The 17,753-nt window shown below is 62.9% G+C and carries 10 protein-coding genes; 6 read left to right on the top strand and 4 right to left on the bottom strand.

The annotated features are described in order from the left end of the window. Positions 1-31 precede the first annotated feature (31 nt). Positions 32-1,819 carry an ABC transporter transmembrane domain-containing protein gene (locus ACL9RJ_RS20885; RefSeq protein WP_017125713.1) on the bottom strand — a complete coding sequence of 596 codons (1,788 nt, stop codon included), beginning with the start codon at positions 1,817-1,819 and terminating at the stop codon, positions 32-34. 277 nt (positions 1,820-2,096) lie between these two features. On the opposite strand from ACL9RJ_RS20885, the gene ACL9RJ_RS20880 reads away from it, so the two are divergent. After that, complete coding sequence (locus tag ACL9RJ_RS20880; protein ID WP_017125712.1) at positions 2,097-2,273, top strand: PA1571 family protein; 177 nt, start codon at positions 2,097-2,099, stop codon at positions 2,271-2,273. A 58-nt stretch (positions 2,274-2,331) separates the two neighbouring features. Here the strand turns inward: ACL9RJ_RS20880 and pdxB are convergent, their stop codons facing one another. Further along, complete coding sequence (gene pdxB / locus ACL9RJ_RS20875) at positions 2,332-3,474, bottom strand: 4-phosphoerythronate dehydrogenase PdxB (RefSeq protein WP_178991107.1); 1,143 nt, start codon at positions 3,472-3,474, stop codon at positions 2,332-2,334. 175 nt (positions 3,475-3,649) lie between these two features. Here pdxB and ACL9RJ_RS20870 point away from each other — a divergent pair, with 175 nt between their 5' ends. Then, entirely contained in the window at positions 3,650-5,053 is a 1,404-nt protein-coding gene (locus tag ACL9RJ_RS20870; RefSeq protein ID WP_212810731.1) for an MATE family efflux transporter, read from the top strand. Between the two features lie 21 nt (positions 5,054-5,074). On the opposite strand, the gene tusA is transcribed toward ACL9RJ_RS20870, so the two are convergent. Together tusA and rlmM are read right to left on the bottom strand one after the other, a co-directional pair. Then, complete coding sequence (gene tusA, locus ACL9RJ_RS20865) at positions 5,075-5,326, bottom strand: sulfurtransferase TusA (RefSeq protein WP_017125709.1); 252 nt, start codon at positions 5,324-5,326, stop codon at positions 5,075-5,077. 26 nt (positions 5,327-5,352) lie between these two features. Continuing rightward, a complete protein-coding gene (gene rlmM / locus ACL9RJ_RS20860; RefSeq protein ID WP_017125708.1) occupies positions 5,353-6,420 on the bottom strand; it encodes a 23S rRNA (cytidine(2498)-2'-O)-methyltransferase RlmM in 1,068 nt (355 codons plus the stop codon). Positions 6,421-6,667: 247 nt separating this feature from the next. Between rlmM and acnA the strand changes: the two genes are divergently transcribed. The 4 genes from acnA to ACL9RJ_RS20840 all read left to right on the top strand — a co-directional run bounded on the left by acnA (position 6,668) and on the right by ACL9RJ_RS20840 (position 17,276). Then, positions 6,668-9,409, top strand: coding sequence for an aconitate hydratase AcnA (gene acnA, locus ACL9RJ_RS20855; protein ID WP_017125707.1), 2,742 nt, complete (start codon positions 6,668-6,670; stop codon positions 9,407-9,409). A gap of 246 nt (positions 9,410-9,655) precedes the next feature. Further along, a complete protein-coding gene (locus tag ACL9RJ_RS20850) occupies positions 9,656-14,572 on the top strand; it encodes a hypothetical protein (protein WP_422765619.1) in 4,917 nt (1,638 codons plus the stop codon). Between the two features lie 131 nt (positions 14,573-14,703). After that, complete coding sequence (locus ACL9RJ_RS20845) at positions 14,704-15,495, top strand: lysostaphin resistance A-like protein (protein ID WP_422765618.1); 792 nt, start codon at positions 14,704-14,706, stop codon at positions 15,493-15,495. A 215-nt stretch (positions 15,496-15,710) separates the two neighbouring features. Next, the gene (locus ACL9RJ_RS20840; RefSeq protein WP_177084966.1) at positions 15,711-17,276 is read left to right on the top strand and encodes a methyl-accepting chemotaxis protein; all 1,566 of its coding nucleotides are present in this window, start codon (positions 15,711-15,713) and stop codon (positions 17,274-17,276) included. Positions 17,277-17,753 lie beyond the last annotated feature (477 nt).

Genomic DNA, 17,753 nt, shown 5'->3' with positions numbered 1-17,753 from the left:
CGGCGCCTGCGGGCGCCGTTTTTCATGAGGGCTACTGGTGCGGCAGGGGTGCTTCGGACTCTGCACTCCGGGCATTGAATTGCAACGCCGCCAATCGCGCATACAGCGGGTTGCTGGCGATCAACTGGGCGTGAGTGCCGATGGCGACCAGCCTGCCCTGATCCATCACCGCGATCCGGTCGGCGTTCTGTACCGTGGCCAGGCGGTGGGCGATCACCAGGGTGGTGCGCCCCTGCATCAGGCTCGGCAGGGCTTGCTGGATCAGGTGTTCGCTCTGTGCATCGAGGGCGCTGGTGGCTTCGTCGAGCAGCAGGATCGGCGCATCCACCAGCAACGCCCGGGCAATCGCCAGGCGCTGGCGCTGGCCGCCGGACAGGCCGAGACCGCCATCGCCCAGGTGGGTCCGGTAGCCATCGGGCATCTGCATGATGAAGTCATGGGCATGGGCGATCCGCGCCGCCTCGCGCACCTGCTCGTCGCTGGCCGTCGGGTTGCCGTAGCGGATGTTCTCCTCGACGCTGCCGAAAAACAGCGCCGGACTTTGTGAGACCAGGGCAAAACAGCGTCGCAGATCGAGCGGGTCGAGTTGGGTCAGGGGTTGCCCGTCGAGCAGCAGGCGGCCCTGTTGCGGATCGTAGAAACGCAGCAGCAGGTCGAACAGGGTCGACTTGCCCGCTCCCGACGGCCCCACCAGCGCCAGGGTTTCACCGGCCCTGACGGTCAGGTCGAGGCCGTCGATGGCGTAGCTGTCCGGTCGCGACGGGTAGCTGAAACGCAGGTTCTCCAGCACCAGGTTGCCACTGACCCGTTCGGCCAGCCGCACCAGGCCACTGCTCGGCGCGGTGATATCGTTGCTCGACTGCAGCAGCTCGCCGATACGCTCCGCCGCTCCCGCCGCCCGTTGCAGCTCGCCGATCACTTCGCTGAGGGTGCCGAAGGCACTGCCGACGATCAGGCTGTAGAAGACGAAGGCCGCCAGTTCGCCGCCGGAGATTTTCCCGGCGATCACGTCCATGCCGCCGACCCAGAGCATCACGCCCACCGCCCCGAGTACCAGCACGATCACCAGGGTGATCAGCCAGGCCCGCTGGACAATACGCTTGCGCGCGGTCTGGAAGGCCTCTTCGACGGTCACCGCAAAACGCCTTTCGTCCTGCACCTGGTGGTTATAGGCCTGCACGGTCTTGATCTGGCCGAGGGTTTCGGACACATAGCTGCCGACGTCGGCGATACGGTCCTGGCTCAGGCGCGACAGGCTGCGCACCCGTCGCCCGAAAATCAGGATCGGCGCCAGCACCAGCGGCAAGGCGACCACCACGATGCTGGTCAGCTTGGGATTGGTGATAAACAGCAGCACCACGCCACCGATGACCATCAGCGCGTTGCGCAGGAACAGCGACAGTGAGGAGCCGATCACCGATTGCAGCAAGGTGGTGTCGGCGGTCAGCCGCGACTGGATTTCCGAGCTGCGGTTGTTCTCGTAGAACCCCGGATGCAGGTAGATCAGGTGGTTGAAGACCTGCCGGCGAATGTCGGCGACCACCCGTTCGCCGATCCACGACACCAGGTAGAAGCGCGCGAACGTCCCCACCGCCAGCCCCAGCACCAATAGCAGGAACAGGCCGATGGACTGGTTGAGCAGGTGCGGCGACTGGGTCATGAACCCCTTGTCCACCAGCAGGCGAATGCCCTGGCCCATGGACAAGGTGATGCCCGCGGTGACGATCAGCGCCAGCAAGGCACCGACGGCCTGCCAGCGATAAGGGGCGACAAAACGGCTGGCCAGGCGGATGGCCCGGCGTTGACGAGCTGAAAGCATGAAGGCGGATCCGTGATGGGATGCACAGAGCCTACACCGAAGTTCGAGGGAACTTCTGCAAAACGCAATCAGTCAGGTTGATTATGACCGCGAACGCTAGCGCCTAGAGAAGATCGGTCTAACGCCCGGCTGGCGACCCGCCTTTATTTCTGTTGCACTGGTCATGCGGCGCCACGCGACATGAGGCGTGCGACAGAAGGATGTGCGGTAGAAGGTTGTCACAGCCTGGTCATGCCGCGGTTATACACTTGCCAAGTACCTGATGAGGAGACAGGCCATGGACTTGCAACACAGCACTAACCAGATCCCGGTGATTCGTCATCCCAAGCCAGAAGCCCTGGGCTGCGCGATTATCGACGCAGCAGGACGCGAAGTTCCGATCACCGAAGAAATGATCCAGGACGCCTGCCGCGAACTGGAACAGCGATTGGTCAAGCCTGCGCAGCAAGACTGACAGCCCGAACTCTTTTATCGACCCGGCCCTGCTGCCGGGTTTTTTCTGTCCGCCGCGATCAGACCGGCACGGCCCCCAGGGCCAGGACCAGTTGCCGCAACGCCGCCGACTCGCCATTGATCTTCACCGCCAGCCCCTCGATTTCACGCCGCTCGGGATAGTGCTTGCGCAGCAGGTCGAACGCCACCCGCTGTTCGGCCACATTGCCGGTCAGGCTGCGGCGAAAGTCCGCGTCGTCGCGGCGCGGGTCGTACACCGCGCGGCAGATCATCGCCATGGCCCAGGCCGGATCGCAGTCGGCATTGAGGGTGATTTGCGCCAGCCCCGGCGCGGGCAGCAGGTCATCGAGGCTGACCGTCGGCGCCTGGCCGATAAAGGCACAGTAGGCCTGGTAGATCTGCGCCGTGCCGCGCTGCTTGCCGTCGAGGCTGTAGCCGCCGATGTGTGGCGAACCGATCACGCAGAGTTCCGCCAGCTCGACATCCACCTGCGGCTCGGCTTCCCATACATCGAGCACGGCCTGCAGGTCTTCGCGCTCCAACAAGACGTCGCGCAGAGCGGCGTTATCCACCACCGGGCCGCGGGCGGCATTGATCAGCCAGGTGCCGGGCCGGAGTCGCCCCAGCCGCTGGCGATCCAGCAGATGCCAGGTCGACAGCGCCCCGGAACGGATCAGGGGCGTGTGCAGGCTGATCACGTCGCACTGCTCGATGATCTGCTCCAGGTCGACATAATCGCCGCCTTCGGCCGCCTGGCGCGGTGGGTCGCAGACCAGCACCTTCCAGCCCAGGCCGCACAGGACCTTGATCAGGCGCCCGCCGACTTCGCCGGCCCCGATCACGCCATAGGTGCGTCGGGCCAGTTCGGCGCCCTCGATCTCGGCCAGAGTCAGCAGGCTGCCCAGCACGTAGTCGACCACGCCGCGGGCGTTGCAGCCGGGCGCGCTGGACCAGTGGATGCCGGCTTCCTGGAAGTAGTCCAGGTCCAGGTGATCGGTACCGATGGTGCAGGTGCCGACAAACCGCACCGCGCTGCCTTCGAGCAGCTCGCGGCTGACCGGAGTCACCGAGCGCACCAGCAGCACATCCGCCCCGGCCACCGCCGCGCGATCGATGGCGCGCCCCGGCAGGCGGCGGATCTCGCCGAAACCGGCAAAAAAGGCATCGATCAGGGGGATATTCTCGTCGGCAACAATCAGCATGGCAGGCTCCTTTCGCGGACCCGCAGTGTGGCGCAGATCGCCAGCCGCGGCCAGTCGGCGATTGGCCCCGGAGACAGAAAGCCCATTACAAATGCACTACAAGAGGAAATTTCCTGACCTTGGCGTCAATGCGTAGAATCCCCGGTTTTCTTCGCAACACTTGGATACATCACTGGTGAACACCGTTACTGCTCCCCTGGACGCCCAGCCCCTCAGCCGCCCGGCACGGGTGCGCCTGGAAGTGCGCAACCTGCTGGGCCTGGCCCTGCCGATCATCATTGCCCAGCTGGCACACACCGCCATGGGTTTTGTCGACGCGGTCATGGCCGGGCGCGTCGGCCCCCGGGACCTGGCGGCCGTGGCGCTGGGCAACTCGATCTGGGTGCCGGTGTTCCTGCTGATGACCGGCATCCTGCTGGCGACCACGCCGAAAGTCGCCCAGCGCCATGGTGCCGGCACGCCGGCCGAGATCGGCCCGCTGGTGCGCCAGGCCCTGTGGCTGGCGCTGGTGGTGGGCCTGGGCGCGGGCGTGATCCTCTACAACGCCGAGCCGGTCCTGCACCTGATGAAAGTCGATCCGCAACTGATCGGCCCGTGCATGGACTACCTGCGCGGCATCGGCACCGGCCTGCCGACGGTGGCGCTCTATCATGTGCTGCGCTGCTGCAGCGACGGCATGGGCCGCACCCGGCCGAGCATGGTCCTGGGCCTGTGCGGGCTGGCCCTGAACATTCCGTTGAACTACGTCTTTATCTACGGCCACCTCGGCGTACCGGCCATGGGCGGTCCCGGTTGCGGCTGGGCCACGGCGATCGTGATGTGGGTGATGCTGTTCGGCATGACCGGCTGGGTGCGCTGGGCCAAGGTCTATCGACCGAGCCAGGTGTTCAGCCATTTCGACTGGCCGCAATGGCCGGTGATCAAGCGTCTGCTGGGCATCGGCCTGCCCATCGGCATCGCGGTGTTCGCCGAGTCGAGCATCTTCGCGGTGATCGCCCTGCTGATCGGCAGCCTGGGTGCCCATGTGGTGGCCGGGCACCAGATCGCCCTGAACATGAGCGGGCTGGTGTTCATGGTCCCCTACTCCCTCGGCATGGCCATCACCGTGCGCGTCGGCCAGGCCCTGGGCCGCGGGCAACCACGGGAAGCACGCTTCACCGCCGGGGTCGGGGTGGCCACCGCGCTGGTCTATGGCTGTATTTCCGCCAGTCTGATGTTGCTGCTTCGCGAGCCTATCGCGACGGTCTACACCCGCGATCCGGTGGTGATCCAGGTGGCGAGCATGCTGATCGTGTATGCGGCGCTGTTCCAGATCTCGGATGTGATCCAGGTCACCGCAGCCGGGGCGTTGCGCGGCTACCAGGACACCCGGGTGACCATGATCCTGACCTTGTTCGCCTATTGGGGAATCGGCCTGCCGGTGGGCTACGCCCTTGGCCTGACCGACTGGTTCGGTGCACCGAGCGGCCCCAGCGGGCTGTGGGTGGGCTTGATCGTCGGGCTGTCGTGCGCGGCGGTGATGCTGTCGATCCGCCTGGCACGCAGTGCGCGCAAGCGGATCCGGATGAGCCGGGGCTAGGCTCCGGCAGGTCGTGGCCGTCTAGCCGAGCTTCTTGCGGATCCAGTACAGGTAAGTGCCGGACTCTTCCCGTTGCTCCACCAGTTCGTGATCGAGGAACACACAGAACTTGGGGATATCGCGACGGGTCGACGGGTCGGTGGCGATCACCTTGAGCAGGCCGCCGGGCTGCAGGTCGCGGATATGCTGGTGCAGCATCATCACCGGCTCGGGGCAGTTGAGGCCGGTGGCATCGAGGGTGCCGTCAACATTGGGGTCATGGGGCTGGGTCATGCTTAACTCCTGAAACCGGTTCGGCATTATCGCGGCTTTTTCATATCCAGTCGACGCAGATGGCAGGTGACTTCCTCACGGTCGTGATACAGCTGCTTGCAGCCGATCGCCACCCGGATGCCGCGGGCCTTGAAGCCTTCCTCGATCCGCTCCAGCAGGCGCCGGACCTCGGCATAACGCTGCTTCATCGGCAGCTTGAGGTTGACCACCGCTTCGCGGCAATGCCCCTCGCCGATCCAGGTTTCCAGCAAGGCGGCATTGCGCGCCGGCTTCTCGACGATGTCGCAGACCATCCAGTCCACCGGCTGTTTCGGCTTGAAGGTAAAGCCGTCGGCCATGAGGTGCTGGACCAGCCCGGTGTCCATCAGGCTTTCGGCCATCGGGCCGTTGTCGATGGCGGTCACCAGCATGCCGCGATTGACCAGTTGCCAGGTCCAGCCGCCAGGAGCCGCGCCGAGGTCGACGCCGGTCATGTCGCCATTGAGCCGCTCTTCCCACTGATCGCGGGGGATGAAGTGGTGCCAGGCCTCTTCCAGCTTGAGGGTGGAGCGGCTCGGCGCGTCCTTGGGAAACTTCAGGCGCGGGATGCCCATCGGCCACATCGCCGAATTATCCGCCTCGGCCATGCCGAGAAAGACTTCCCTGCCGCTCTTGAAGGTCAGCAGCAAGCGTGGCTTGCCGGCATCCTCCACCAGCTTGCCGGCCTGGGTCAGGGCCTTGCGCAACGGTCCTTCGAATTTCTTGCAGAAGTTCGACAGTTCCTTGCCGTCATTGGTATCGACCACCTCCAGCCAGAGGCTGCCACAGAGCGGGAATGTCGCCAGTTGGGCAAGGATCACGCTGATGCGGTCGGTTTCCGGCAGGTCGATGAAGCTGCCCCGGGCCCACTGGCGCGGGAAGATCAGGTCGGCAAAGCGCAGGCCGGCCATCAGCCGCGCAGCGCCATCGTCCTCGGTGCAGACGAATTCGGCATAGGCGCTGCTGGCCTTGGCCTTGGCGTAACCGGCGACATTCAGGTTCGCGGCGTGCTCGGAGATCTCGGAACAGACTTCGCCTTCGAAACCTGGCCGGCAGTGCATAAAGAGGGTGTTCACAAAAAATTCCTGGGCTGGGCGACTGTGACGAGGAGGCTTGCACGGACTCTGCGACCTCATCGCCGGCAAGCCGGCTCCTGTAATCGAAGCCAAGCCTGTCATTTAAACCTGCGCATGATAGCCGAGTTCGGAACCTTGGACTGCCCCATAGAGTCCAGTGATTAGCCAGATCCCCCGAACGGAGCTAGATTCAAGGCTCTGTTCGTTCCACCCGGCCCGTGCCGTGCGGGCCTCAAGGAGTCATTTCATGTCATCGCTCGATAGCCTGAAAACCCTTAAAACCCTGAATGTAGGCACCAAGACCTACCACTACTTCAGCCTGCCGCAAGCCGCCCAGTCGCTCGGCGACCTGGACAAGCTGCCGATGTCGCTCAAGGTCCTGCTGGAAAACCTGCTGCGCTGGGAGGACGGCAAGACCGTCACCGGCACCGACCTCAAGGCACTCGCCGCCTGGCTCAAGACACGCAGTTCCGACCGGGAAATCCAGTACCGCCCGGCCCGGGTCCTGATGCAGGACTTCACCGGCGTGCCGGCGGTGGTCGACCTGGCCGCCATGCGTGCCGCCGTGGCCAGGGCCGGCGGCGATCCGCAGCGGATCAACCCGCTGTCGCCGGTCGACCTGGTGATCGACCACTCGGTGATGGTCGACAAGTTCGCCACAGCGGCGGCGTTCGGCCAGAACGTCGATATCGAGATGGAGCGCAACGGCGAACGCTATGCCTTCCTGCGCTGGGGCCAGAGCGCCTTCGACAACTTCAGCGTGGTGCCGCCGGGCACCGGCATCTGCCATCAGGTCAACCTCGAGTACCTGGGGCGCACGGTCTGGACCAAGGACGAGGACGGCCGCACCTATGCCTTCCCCGACACCCTGGTCGGCACCGACTCCCACACCACCATGATCAACGGCCTCGGCGTGCTCGGCTGGGGCGTCGGCGGCATCGAGGCGGAAGCGGCGATGCTCGGCCAGCCGGTGTCGATGCTGATTCCCGAAGTGATCGGCTTCAAGCTCACCGGCAAGCTCAAGGAAGGCATCACCGCCACCGACCTGGTGCTGACCGTGACGCAGATGCTGCGCAAGAAAGGCGTGGTCGGCAAATTCGTCGAGTTCTACGGCGACGGCCTGGCCGAACTGCCCCTGGCGGACCGCGCGACCATCGCCAACATGGCCCCGGAATATGGCGCCACCTGCGGTTTCTTCCCGGTGGACGAGGTCACGCTGGATTATCTGCGCCTGTCCGGCCGGCCGGCCGCCACCGTGGAACTGGTGGAGGCCTACAGTAAGACCCAGGGACTCTGGCGCCTGCCGGGCCAGGAGCCGTTGTTCAGCGACAGCCTGGCCCTCGACATGGGCAGCGTCGAGGCCAGCCTGGCCGGGCCGAAACGCCCGCAGGACCGGGTCTCGCTGCCGAATGTCGCCCAGGCCTTCAGTGACTTCATGGGCTTGCAGCTCAAACCCGCGAGCAAGGAAGAAGGTCGCCTGGAAAGCGAGGGCGGCGGCGGTGTCGCCGTCGGCAATGCGGATCAGGTCGGCGGCGTCGACTACAGCTATGAAGGCCATACCTACCGCCTGAAGGATGGCGCGGTGGTGATTGCCGCCATTACCTCCTGCACCAATACCTCCAACCCCAGCGTGATGATGGCCGCCGGGCTGCTGGCGAAGAAGGCCGTGGAGAAAGGCCTGAAGCGCCAGCCCTGGGTCAAGAGCTCCCTGGCCCCCGGCTCCAAGGTGGTCACCGACTACTACAAGGCCGCCGGTCTCACCCGCTACCTCGATGAACTGGGTTTTGCCCTGGTCGGCTACGGTTGCACCACCTGCATCGGCAACTCCGGACCGCTGCCGGAACCGATCGAGAAAGCCATTCAGCAATCGGACCTGACCGTCGCCTCGGTACTGTCCGGCAACCGCAACTTCGAAGGCCGCGTCCATCCGCTGGTCAAGACCAACTGGCTGGCCTCGCCGCCGCTGGTGGTGGCCTACGCCCTGGCGGGCAGCGTGCGCCTCGATATCAGCCGCGAACCGCTGGGCACCGGCAGCGATGGCAAACCGGTGTACCTGCGCGATATCTGGCCGAGCCAGAAGGAAATCGCCGACGCCGTGGCCCAGGTCAATACCGCGATGTTTCACAAGGAATACGCCGAGGTGTTTGCCGGTGACGCCCAGTGGCAGGCGATTGAAGTCCCCCAGGCCGCCACCTATGTCTGGCAGAAGGACTCGACCTATATCCAGCACCCGCCGTTCTTCGACGATATCACCGGGCCCCTGCCGGTGGTCGAGGACATCAAGGGCGCCCGGGTACTGGCATTGCTGGGGGATTCGGTGACCACCGACCACATCTCCCCCGCCGGCAATATCAAGGCCGACAGCCCGGCCGGACGCTATCTGCGCGAACAGGGCGTGGAACCACGGGACTTCAACTCCTACGGTTCACGCCGCGGCAACCATGAAGTGATGATGCGCGGCACCTTCGCCAATATCCGCATCCGCAACGAAATGCTCGGCGGCGAAGAAGGCGGCAATACCCTGCATGTGCCTTCGGGCGAAAAGCTGGCGATCTACGATGCGGCCATGCGTTATCAGACCGAAGGCACGCCGCTGGTGGTGATCGCCGGCCAGGAATACGGCACCGGCTCCAGCCGTGACTGGGCGGCCAAGGGCACCAACCTGCTGGGCGTCAAGGCGGTGATCGCCGAGAGCTTCGAACGTATCCACCGCTCCAACCTGGTGGGCATGGGCGTGCTGCCGCTGCAATTCAAGCTTGACCAGAATCGCAAGAGCCTGCGCCTGACCGGCAAGGAAACCCTGAGCATCAGCGGCTTGAGCGGCGCCGAACTGCAACCGCGGATGAACCTGCAACTGACCCTGACCCGTGAGGACGGCAGCCAGGAAAAAGTCGACGTGTTGTGTCGGATCGACACGCTCAATGAAGTGGAATACTTCAAAGCCGGGGGAATCCTGCACTATGTATTGCGGCAACTGATTGCTTCCTGAGTATTTCCTGTCATCCCGCGTGAAAGCGTACCGGCCCTGGCCGGTGCGCTTTCCACAGGGCGCAGGTTGCAGACCCGGCCTTTTATTGCCGAATATTATCCTACAGACAAACTGATAGTTTCCTTATTGCGCTGAAACTTCCTCCCGCACCGACAAGTAAGCCAGTAAACTTTCGAGCACTTTCAATTTAAATTCGAGCCTATCTAAACTGGAGGCAAGCCCCACAACTACAAAAAGACAACTTGCATGAACAAGAACTCAATACAATTTGAACAGGCTTTTCTGAAAACCGCTCAATCCCACGCAACTTCGCGCCCGCAACTTGTTCCCCCAGTCTCCGGATACACCGCAGAAACTTGCCTCGCCGCGGCAGCCGCCTCTTTCCTGGCGGTCGTCGACCAGGCCGGAGTTACGGGAGGGCTTTCAGCGTCGGTATTCGATGTCGCCCATTCGAAACTGCTGACGGCGAAAGATGAGTATCGCCACCCTTCGACCACTCTTCGCACGATTCTGGACAAGACCGACAGTTATCTCACCTACGCCTTTGACTTGTTCAGGACGGAAAACAACCTGCCGGACAATTTCTTGTCCGATGATCGCCATGAAGGCCCGAAGAGTTACTGGGCTGACATCAGCCAACCCCTGGTCAAGGTCGCCAGCCAGGCACGAGCCTTGCTGGACGGCACGGAGCAAGACAACTCACGCCCCCTGCCCGATGGACGCCGCTATACCGCGAACAATGTCGAAGTACCCTGGTACTGTGCCGCGTGCAACCATCTCCTGTATTCATCGCCGGAGGTGTTCATGGATGCGGTCGATGCCGCCACGGCCAACGGAAATTACCGGGAACACTATTTACTGTTCAATGACTGGATCCGCGAAAACCTCGGCAGCATCGACAACAGTCCTTTCAAGGACGAAAAAGACCTGTTGCAGCGTTGCCTGCACTTTCTCGAACGGGCGGACGTGCAACTGTTCTGCGCCAGGCTGCTCAAGGAAATGCTGCCTGAATACGCGAGCCAGATCGGCAGTCGAAGCGACTTGCGATTGACTGCCTATGCCATGGCCCGCTGGTCATACGACGATACCCTGGCGCCTTTCGATATAAAGAGCGAATTCTGCTCGACCACCACGGAAAACATCGAGGGTGCCGAACGCAAACCCTCAGGCGATGTACTGGGTTTGCCGATCCCGGCGGACGCGCAGCCGGTGGCTGTTCATTTCGCCCTGGGACTCCAGCGTATCGCGCTGGACACCCATACCGGAGGCCTGCGCCAAGTCGAGAGCACCCTGAAGGCATTGGCGGGGCCGGACGACGAAGCGGTTTTCTCCATCCTTCCCCAGGATCCTTGCGCCAGCGTGCTCGGCGAAGAACAACTGCGCAGCCGGGCCAGCGAACGCTGGAGCCAGACCCGCAGCATTACCGAAGCTCTCTATCCCTACGCCTTCTACCCCTACGTAGCCATGCACCAGGATATGACGGGGATGACGCCGACACCGCTGATGGCGCTGAAACACGCATCGACTCTCGATGAGGCCAATCGCGCGCTTTCGTACCTCTGTCGCAAGGCGGATCTTCATGTCCTCCTGTCAGACTTCACCGGCATGCAGATCCGATCGGCGGCGGGCGCCTGGGCTATTCTCCGGCGACTGGTGCGCGGCCTTGCAGCCTCCGCGACGGTTATTGCCGACAACGGCTTTTCCTCGATACCAGCATTTATCGCGCCCTGGGTGGCCGCCGATCCGCAGATGGATCTGCTGGAACTGGTGTTCCGAAGCACACTGCTGACACGGCAGTACATCCCCGCCAGTGCCTGGAGGCCCGGGATCGAACCGGCAAAACCGGCTGAAATCCCCGTGGCGGAAACGGTGCTCCTGCTGGAGGACGCGGGCGCCACTTTCGCCGCCAACCGACAACAGCTACAGGACGCCAGCAAGGAAAGCGCGTCGGCACCGGCATTCGCCTCACGCGTGCTCGACAAGATCGGCTTGAGCGCCCCCTTTATCCAGGCGCTGCCGGCGTGGGGCGCGTTCGAACACTACCAGCTACTGCAAGGCTTGCCGAAATTCACGGAATGGGCCGCGCAAATGACCCAGGCCCCGGCATCCGCGACGCCAGCGGCACTGACCCCGGGCGAGCAGGCCTGCCTGCTCGTGGAAACGCTGCTGGATATCGCCTGGCCAGCGGTGAAGGACCTGTGGCAACTGGGCTCCGACCTTGGCGGTACGGTGCCGGGCCCCGAATTCCAGACATGGGGCCATCTCAGGGAACACTTGATCACGCCCATCCACGCACGCCTCATGGACCAGCAAGTGACCGACCAGAAAGGCCACGCCACCTTTCTCGCGGGCCTGCTGCTGCAACGCGCACGCCCGGAGCTGTTCCTGCGAGACAGCGACGACCTGACCCTGGATTATCAGAGTGATGCTGCCGCGATCACCCTGCGCTGGGCGGCGCGACTGCTCAACGAAATCACGCCCCGTGCCTCGATGGCCTGTTCGATCGCCGAGGTGGTGGCAATGGCCAAGGGTATCGCCAGGCAGAACGATCTCGATATCGACTCGCAGGAAACAGGCGACGCCGAAAGGCTTTCTTCCGCCAGGGCCCCGGCGGAAAATCCACTCAGCGAGCTGAGCGGCCTCATCCTGGGCGAGCAGACCGCCGCCACCGCGCGCGCCTGGGGTTATGCCAACGCCATGGAATGGCTCGACCTGACCAGGGAGGCAGAAGAACGAAACCAGGCGCAGTTGCTGTCAGTGCAACATGAGCGGGCGCCGGATCTGCGTGCCATGGCGAGCGTGCAACTCTGGGCCCTGGGTGCCGATCCCGATGCGCGCTTCGGCGATCAGGACATCAGTACCCTCGACGCTTTCCTGTGCGGCATGAACATGGTGCAACACGACTATTTCCTGGCCCAGAGAAACGCGCTCCTCACAAAGTTCACGGAGGATTCGACCCGCTACAGAGAGAAGTACCTGCCCATCGTCAAGTCGCAACTCGAACTGATCTTTCAGGGCCTGCCACTGCAGAAACTGCATGCCCTTGACCGCGGGCGCTGGCGCATCCTCGCTCCCTCGTCACGCCACTCGCTGTTCTACAAGGCTGGAACATTGGCCGTCGTCGAGTTCGAACCGCTGGAGGGCAGTCAAAGCCACTTCCTGAATATCCTGAAGGCGGATGACGGACTGGGCACCAGCTGGATTGATATCTGGAGCCGCTCCGCCATGCTGCTGCCCAAGCCGGCGTCGGTGGGAGGCCGACTGGTAAGAGCCGGTATTCCTGCCGGGGTCGGATTGGAAGCCGGCGAATGGCACGCCGGGCTCAACGCCGGCCGACTCTGCCCAGGCGACCCCGCCAGCACCGCCCGACAGGTCATCGACAAGCTGGTCACGCCGGTATGGGATACGCCCATGATCTGGGAGGTCAGTCATTCCAAGGAGCAAAACACCCTCCCGCCCCATAACCGGGGAGAACGCTTCAGCCTCCTGTCGCTGATTCCGTTCTACGACTACTTTGCCAAACCCGCCGCCGAGCGAAGCAACGAGGACCACCTCGGCCTGGTCATGGAGATTGCCCTGACGGCGCTTCCCGGTGCCAAAGGCGTGGGTTCCGCGGTCAAGACATTGGCCACGGCGGTTCGCGCGGGCCTGCAGACGTCCCTGGGCCAGGGGCTGAGAAACCAGGTTTTCGCCATCGGACAGCACGCGTTCACCAGCGCGGCGGGAGAGACTGTCCGCCGAACCGCCATCGGTGGCTTATGGCAGACCCTGAACAACGTGGGCAGTGGCGTCAGCGCAGGCCTGGCCAATCAGGCATTCCGCCACGGCCTGCGCAAAAGCGGCCTGCAACTGACCCAAGCCGTGGGCGAGAGCGTTTTCTCCGTCTCGCCCCTTCCCTTGTACAGCCCGCGGACACTGGCACGTACCGTCAATAAACTCTGGCACAACCTACGCAATGCCAGGGGCCGGACGACGCAGGCACTGCACGACGCCCGGCAGGCGTTCGGACAGCAGCTTGACTCGGCAGGCGACCACATCACCGGCAGGTTCCGCAAGCACAACGGCTGCCCGCGACCTGTTCGCCAGCTCCCGGGCGCGGCCGGGCTGCCCTTCGATAAAATGCTTGCCGCGCCCGCACTGGGCTGCGCCGCCCTGGAAGACACGCTACCGATCAGGCCCCTTCCCAAGCTCGACTTCTTCATTGGCGCAGACACCCGGGTAATCCGGATAAAACGGCGGCCGGAAGCCAACTCGGTCGACGTACATGCCTTCTACAGTAAGACCAACAATCAGCCGGGCACGCTGCCCACGCAGAAGTTTCTGGTGAAGAGTCCGGACGAGACCTGGAGCATTGCCGTCCGTGATGGCGATAACGCCTGGGCGGCGCTCAGTTCCAGGCAACTCACTCAATACCACGGAAAAATAGAAAGCATCCTTCCCAGTCGTGCACTGCGGAACAAGTTCTATGTGCAAATGCAGGGAGACAGCCTTCAATCAACATCCTGGAAAAAACTCCATGAGACAACATTGCAGGAGGCAAAAACATCTACGCCTACGTCTGCACCTGCAACTTCCACGGATATCCTTTCACGGCAGAAACGCCCGGCGCCCGAGAGCGCCGAATCGCCGCCGGTGACCAGTCGACACTTCGAGAGTGTTCCCCATTGTCCGAACTTGAGAAGCCGGGAGATTCCAAGGTCGGAGTGGAGCGAGTTCATGTACAAGTACATGGGCCGGGACAAATACGCCGCCATTCGCGGAAGTGGCTACGGTACGGCCTTGCACATGCACCTGCCGGTCACCCGGCAAAGTCCGTTGGGCGACTTTACCCGTACCGACTATGGCATCTACGTGACCGACCTGGCACCGGGCAGCCTTGCACCGGAGAAACTCTCCCAGAATATCTTTGGCAAACTGCACGGGCGCACCCAGCAGAAGGCACGCGTCTCTCATTACTTCGAATTGAGAACGTCCGAACTGCCGGAAGGCTGGACCTTGCACAAGATTTCCGGCGAAGGGCTCTCGGGCGACAATATCTTCCTGATCAAGGGTCCGCTGCAAAATGGCGTCATGCCCGACCTGCCCTTGAAAGGCTCGAAATTCAAGGAGCCGCTGAAGATCGTGTCCAGCCACGGCAAGTACCCGCCTCCGGCACAGCCGTGATCGCCCTCGAGCGTGGTTGAAAAAACACCGGCCATGCCGGTGTTTTTCATTGGCCAGGCGCTCTGGACCGGACGTTATAATCCCTCGCCCAGACGACCGGGCTTTACTGTTCAACGACTCGAGGACCCTGCATGTCTGCTCTGCCCTGGGCTTACCTGGCCCTGCTTTCCCTTGGTTATGCCCTGGCGTTGAGCGTGGGCCACCTGGGCCTGCCCAGCCTGATCGCCTTCGCCCTGCTGCTGGCCTCCGGCGCCGCGGCATTCCAGCAACGCAATCGCCCGCTTCGTTACCTGGGCCACGGCCTGTTCCTGCTGGTCGCCGTCGGCCTCGCTCTGCACTGGCTGCCGGGCTTCGGCAATGGCCGGATGATCAGCGCGGTGCGCTTCACCCCGGATGCCGTGCCGTTCACCCTGTACCTCAATCTCGACAAGCCGCTGATCGGCTTCTGGTTGCTGCTGGTCTGCCCGTGGCTGGTCCGGCAGCGCCCGCCGGCACGGGTGCTGGGCACCACGGCGATTGCCGGGGCCGCGACATCGCTACTGGCCCTGGGCGGCGCCGTCATCCTGGGCATCGTCGACTGGGCGCCGAAATGGCCGGAACAGGGCTGGCTCTGGCTGCTGAACAACCTGCTGCTGGTGAGCCTGGTCGAGGAAATCCTGTTTCGCGGCTATATCCAGGGCGGCCTGGGCCGCTGCTTCAAGTCCTTGCCCCGTGGCGAGACCCTGGCGCTGCTGGGCGCCGCGCTGATCTTCGGGCTGGCGCACATGGGTGCCGGATGGCAATGGGTGTTACTGGCGACACTGGCCGGCGTCGGCTATGGTCTGGCCTACCGTTTTGGCGGTTTGGCCGCGGCTATCGCCACCCATGTCGCGCTTAATACGCTGCACTTCGTTTTCTTTACTTATCCGATGTTGCAACCGTGATAAATGGAACGGAAGTACTCGATGGGTATTTCCGTTCGGTCAAATCGCAAACGGAAAAATCAACGCGTTAACTTCACGCGTGTTCGACTCGTATTCAAGGACGAGTACGAGTGCGCAAGGGCGAAAATGTGAACCGGCGCTGGAAGTTGAAAAATATATTCAATATTTCCCCTGCCTTGCCGAAAACCTGTCAAAGCCTTGCGGATTGAAAAACCATGCGTAACAACCAACCCATTACCCAACGCGAACGCACCTTTCCCGCTCAGCAACGGTTGATTTCCACTACCGACGCCAAAGGCGTGATCACCTACTGCAACGACGCCTTCGTCGAAATCAGTGGGTTCTCCCGCGAAGAACTGATCCGCGCGCCACACAATCTGGTGCGGCATCCGGACGTCCCGGCGGCGGTGTTTGCGCACATGTGGAATACTCTGAAACAAGGCCTGCCATGGATGGGCATTGTCAAGAACCGCTGCAAGAGCGGCGACCATTACTGGGTCAACGCCTATGTGACGCCTGTTTTCGAAGGCAACCAGGTGATTGGCTACGAATCGGTGCGGGTCAAGCCCACCGCCGAGCAGATCCGCCGGGCCGAGGCGCTGTACCAGCGCATCAACCAGGGCAAGTCGGCCATTCCCCAGCGCGACAAGTGGCTGCCGGTGATGCAGGACTGGCTGCCGTTCATCCTGGTCAGCCAGGTGAGCTTCCTGATCGGCGTCTGGCTCAACTCCCACTGGGGCTTCGCCCTCGCCGCCGCCGTCTCGGTGCCGCTGGGCCTGCTCGGCCTGAGCTGGCAGCAACGCGGTCTCAAGCGCCTGCTGCGCCTGGCCGAACAGACCACCTCGGACCCACTGATCGCCCAGATGTACACCGACAGCCGTGGTGCCCAGGCGCGCCTGGAGATGTCCATCCTCAGCCAGGAAGCGCGCCTGAAGACCTGCCTGACCCGCCTGCAGGATACCGCCGAGCACCTCAATGCCCAGGCCCGGCAGTCCGACGAGCTGGCCCAGAAGAGCTCCAGCGGCCTGGATCGCCAGCGCCAGGAAACCGAACAGGTGGCCACCGCCGTCAACCAGATGGCCGCCACCACCCAGGAAGTCGCCAGCCATGTCCAGCGCACGGCCGACGCCACCCAGGAAGCCAATCGCCTGACCCGTCGTGGCCGCGACATCGCCGGGGAAACCCGCGAAGCCATCGAGCGACTGTCGGTGGTGGTCGGGGAAACCGGCGGTACCGTGACCCAGCTGGCCAAGGACAGCGACGAGATCGGTGGCGTGGTCGATGTGATCAAGGGCATCGCCGACCAGACCAACCTGCTGGCCCTGAACGCCGCCATCGAAGCGGCCCGCGCCGGGGAAATGGGCCGTGGCTTCGCGGTGGTTGCCGACGAAGTACGCCAGCTGGCGCAGCGCACCAGCGAGTCCACCGGGCAGATCCATGCCCTGATCGCCAAGCTGCAACAGACCGCCGGCACCGCCGTGCAGACCATGGACGCCGGTCATCGCCAGGCCCAGGAAGGTGTGGCCCGGGTCCTCGAGGCCGATGCCGCGCTGGTGGGCATCAGCGAGGCGGTGGCCAATATCACCGACATGACCACCCAGATCGCCGCTGCCACCGAGGAACAGAGTTCCGTGGCCGAAGAGATCAGCCGCAATATCAGCACTATTGCGCAACTGGCTGACCAGACTTCGGAACAGGCGCACAACTCGGCCCAATTGAGTGAGGAGCTGACCCATACGGCCAACACGCAATACTCTCTGGTGGAGCGTTTCAATCGCTGACAGAGCAACAGGCAACCCAACAAACCCGATGACTGATAATCATCGGGTTTTTTATTGCGCGGACGAAATCAGAAACTTTTCTTTTTAAGAAGTAAGAATTTTCCTTATATATATAAACTCAAAACTTACATAAGCCAGACAAACAAACTTACTTGCGCAAAACTCTTGACAACACATCGAACTTACTATTCGTTGAGCTCTTGGCACTATATCGCACAGACAGTTACCTTTCATCCAAGACTTGAATGCCTTATTTGCCAGATAAGCACGCGACGACACACAACACCGGCAATAAACGCCGACGTGTCCGAGTGTGAAAACGACTGACAACACTCAATTAGATTACAGGGATATCCTTATGAAGGATTTAGCGAGTCAAACCCAATCCACTTTTCTGAAAGCCCCGTTTGTTGCCGTTGCCGCCCCGGAGGATGGGCTGTTGCAAGTGGCCGATCTGAACCAGCCCCTGGCTGTTAC

This window comes from Pseudomonas sp. Mn2068, assembly GCF_049319725.1.
Taxonomy (GTDB): domain Bacteria; phylum Pseudomonadota; class Gammaproteobacteria; order Pseudomonadales; family Pseudomonadaceae; genus Aquipseudomonas; species Aquipseudomonas gingeri.
The sequence above is the reverse complement of the archived record's forward strand: the minus strand, read 5'-3'. Positions and strand labels throughout refer to the sequence as shown.

Bases quoted from the DNA above. Each gene is read 5' to 3' on its own strand.
- ACL9RJ_RS20880 (WP_017125712.1), top strand. From the start codon at position 2,097: ATGGACTTGCAACACAGCACTAACCAGATCCCGGTGATTCGTCATCCC.
- ACL9RJ_RS20850 (WP_422765619.1), top strand. From the start codon at position 9,656: ATGAACAAGAACTCAATACAATTTGAACAGGCTTTTCTGAAAACCGCT.
- ACL9RJ_RS20885 (WP_017125713.1), bottom strand. From the start codon at position 1,819: ATGCTTTCAGCTCGTCAACGCCGGGCCATCCGCCTGGCCAGCCGTTTT.
- pdxB (WP_178991107.1), bottom strand. From the start codon at position 3,474: ATGCTGATTGTTGCCGACGAGAATATCCCCCTGATCGATGCCTTTTTT.
- ACL9RJ_RS20840 (WP_177084966.1), top strand. From the start codon at position 15,711: ATGCGTAACAACCAACCCATTACCCAACGCGAACGCACCTTTCCCGCT.
- ACL9RJ_RS20845 (WP_422765618.1), top strand. From the start codon at position 14,704: ATGTCTGCTCTGCCCTGGGCTTACCTGGCCCTGCTTTCCCTTGGTTAT.
- tusA (WP_017125709.1), bottom strand. From the start codon at position 5,326: ATGACCCAGCCCCATGACCCCAATGTTGACGGCACCCTCGATGCCACC.
- acnA (WP_017125707.1), top strand. From the start codon at position 6,668: ATGTCATCGCTCGATAGCCTGAAAACCCTTAAAACCCTGAATGTAGGC.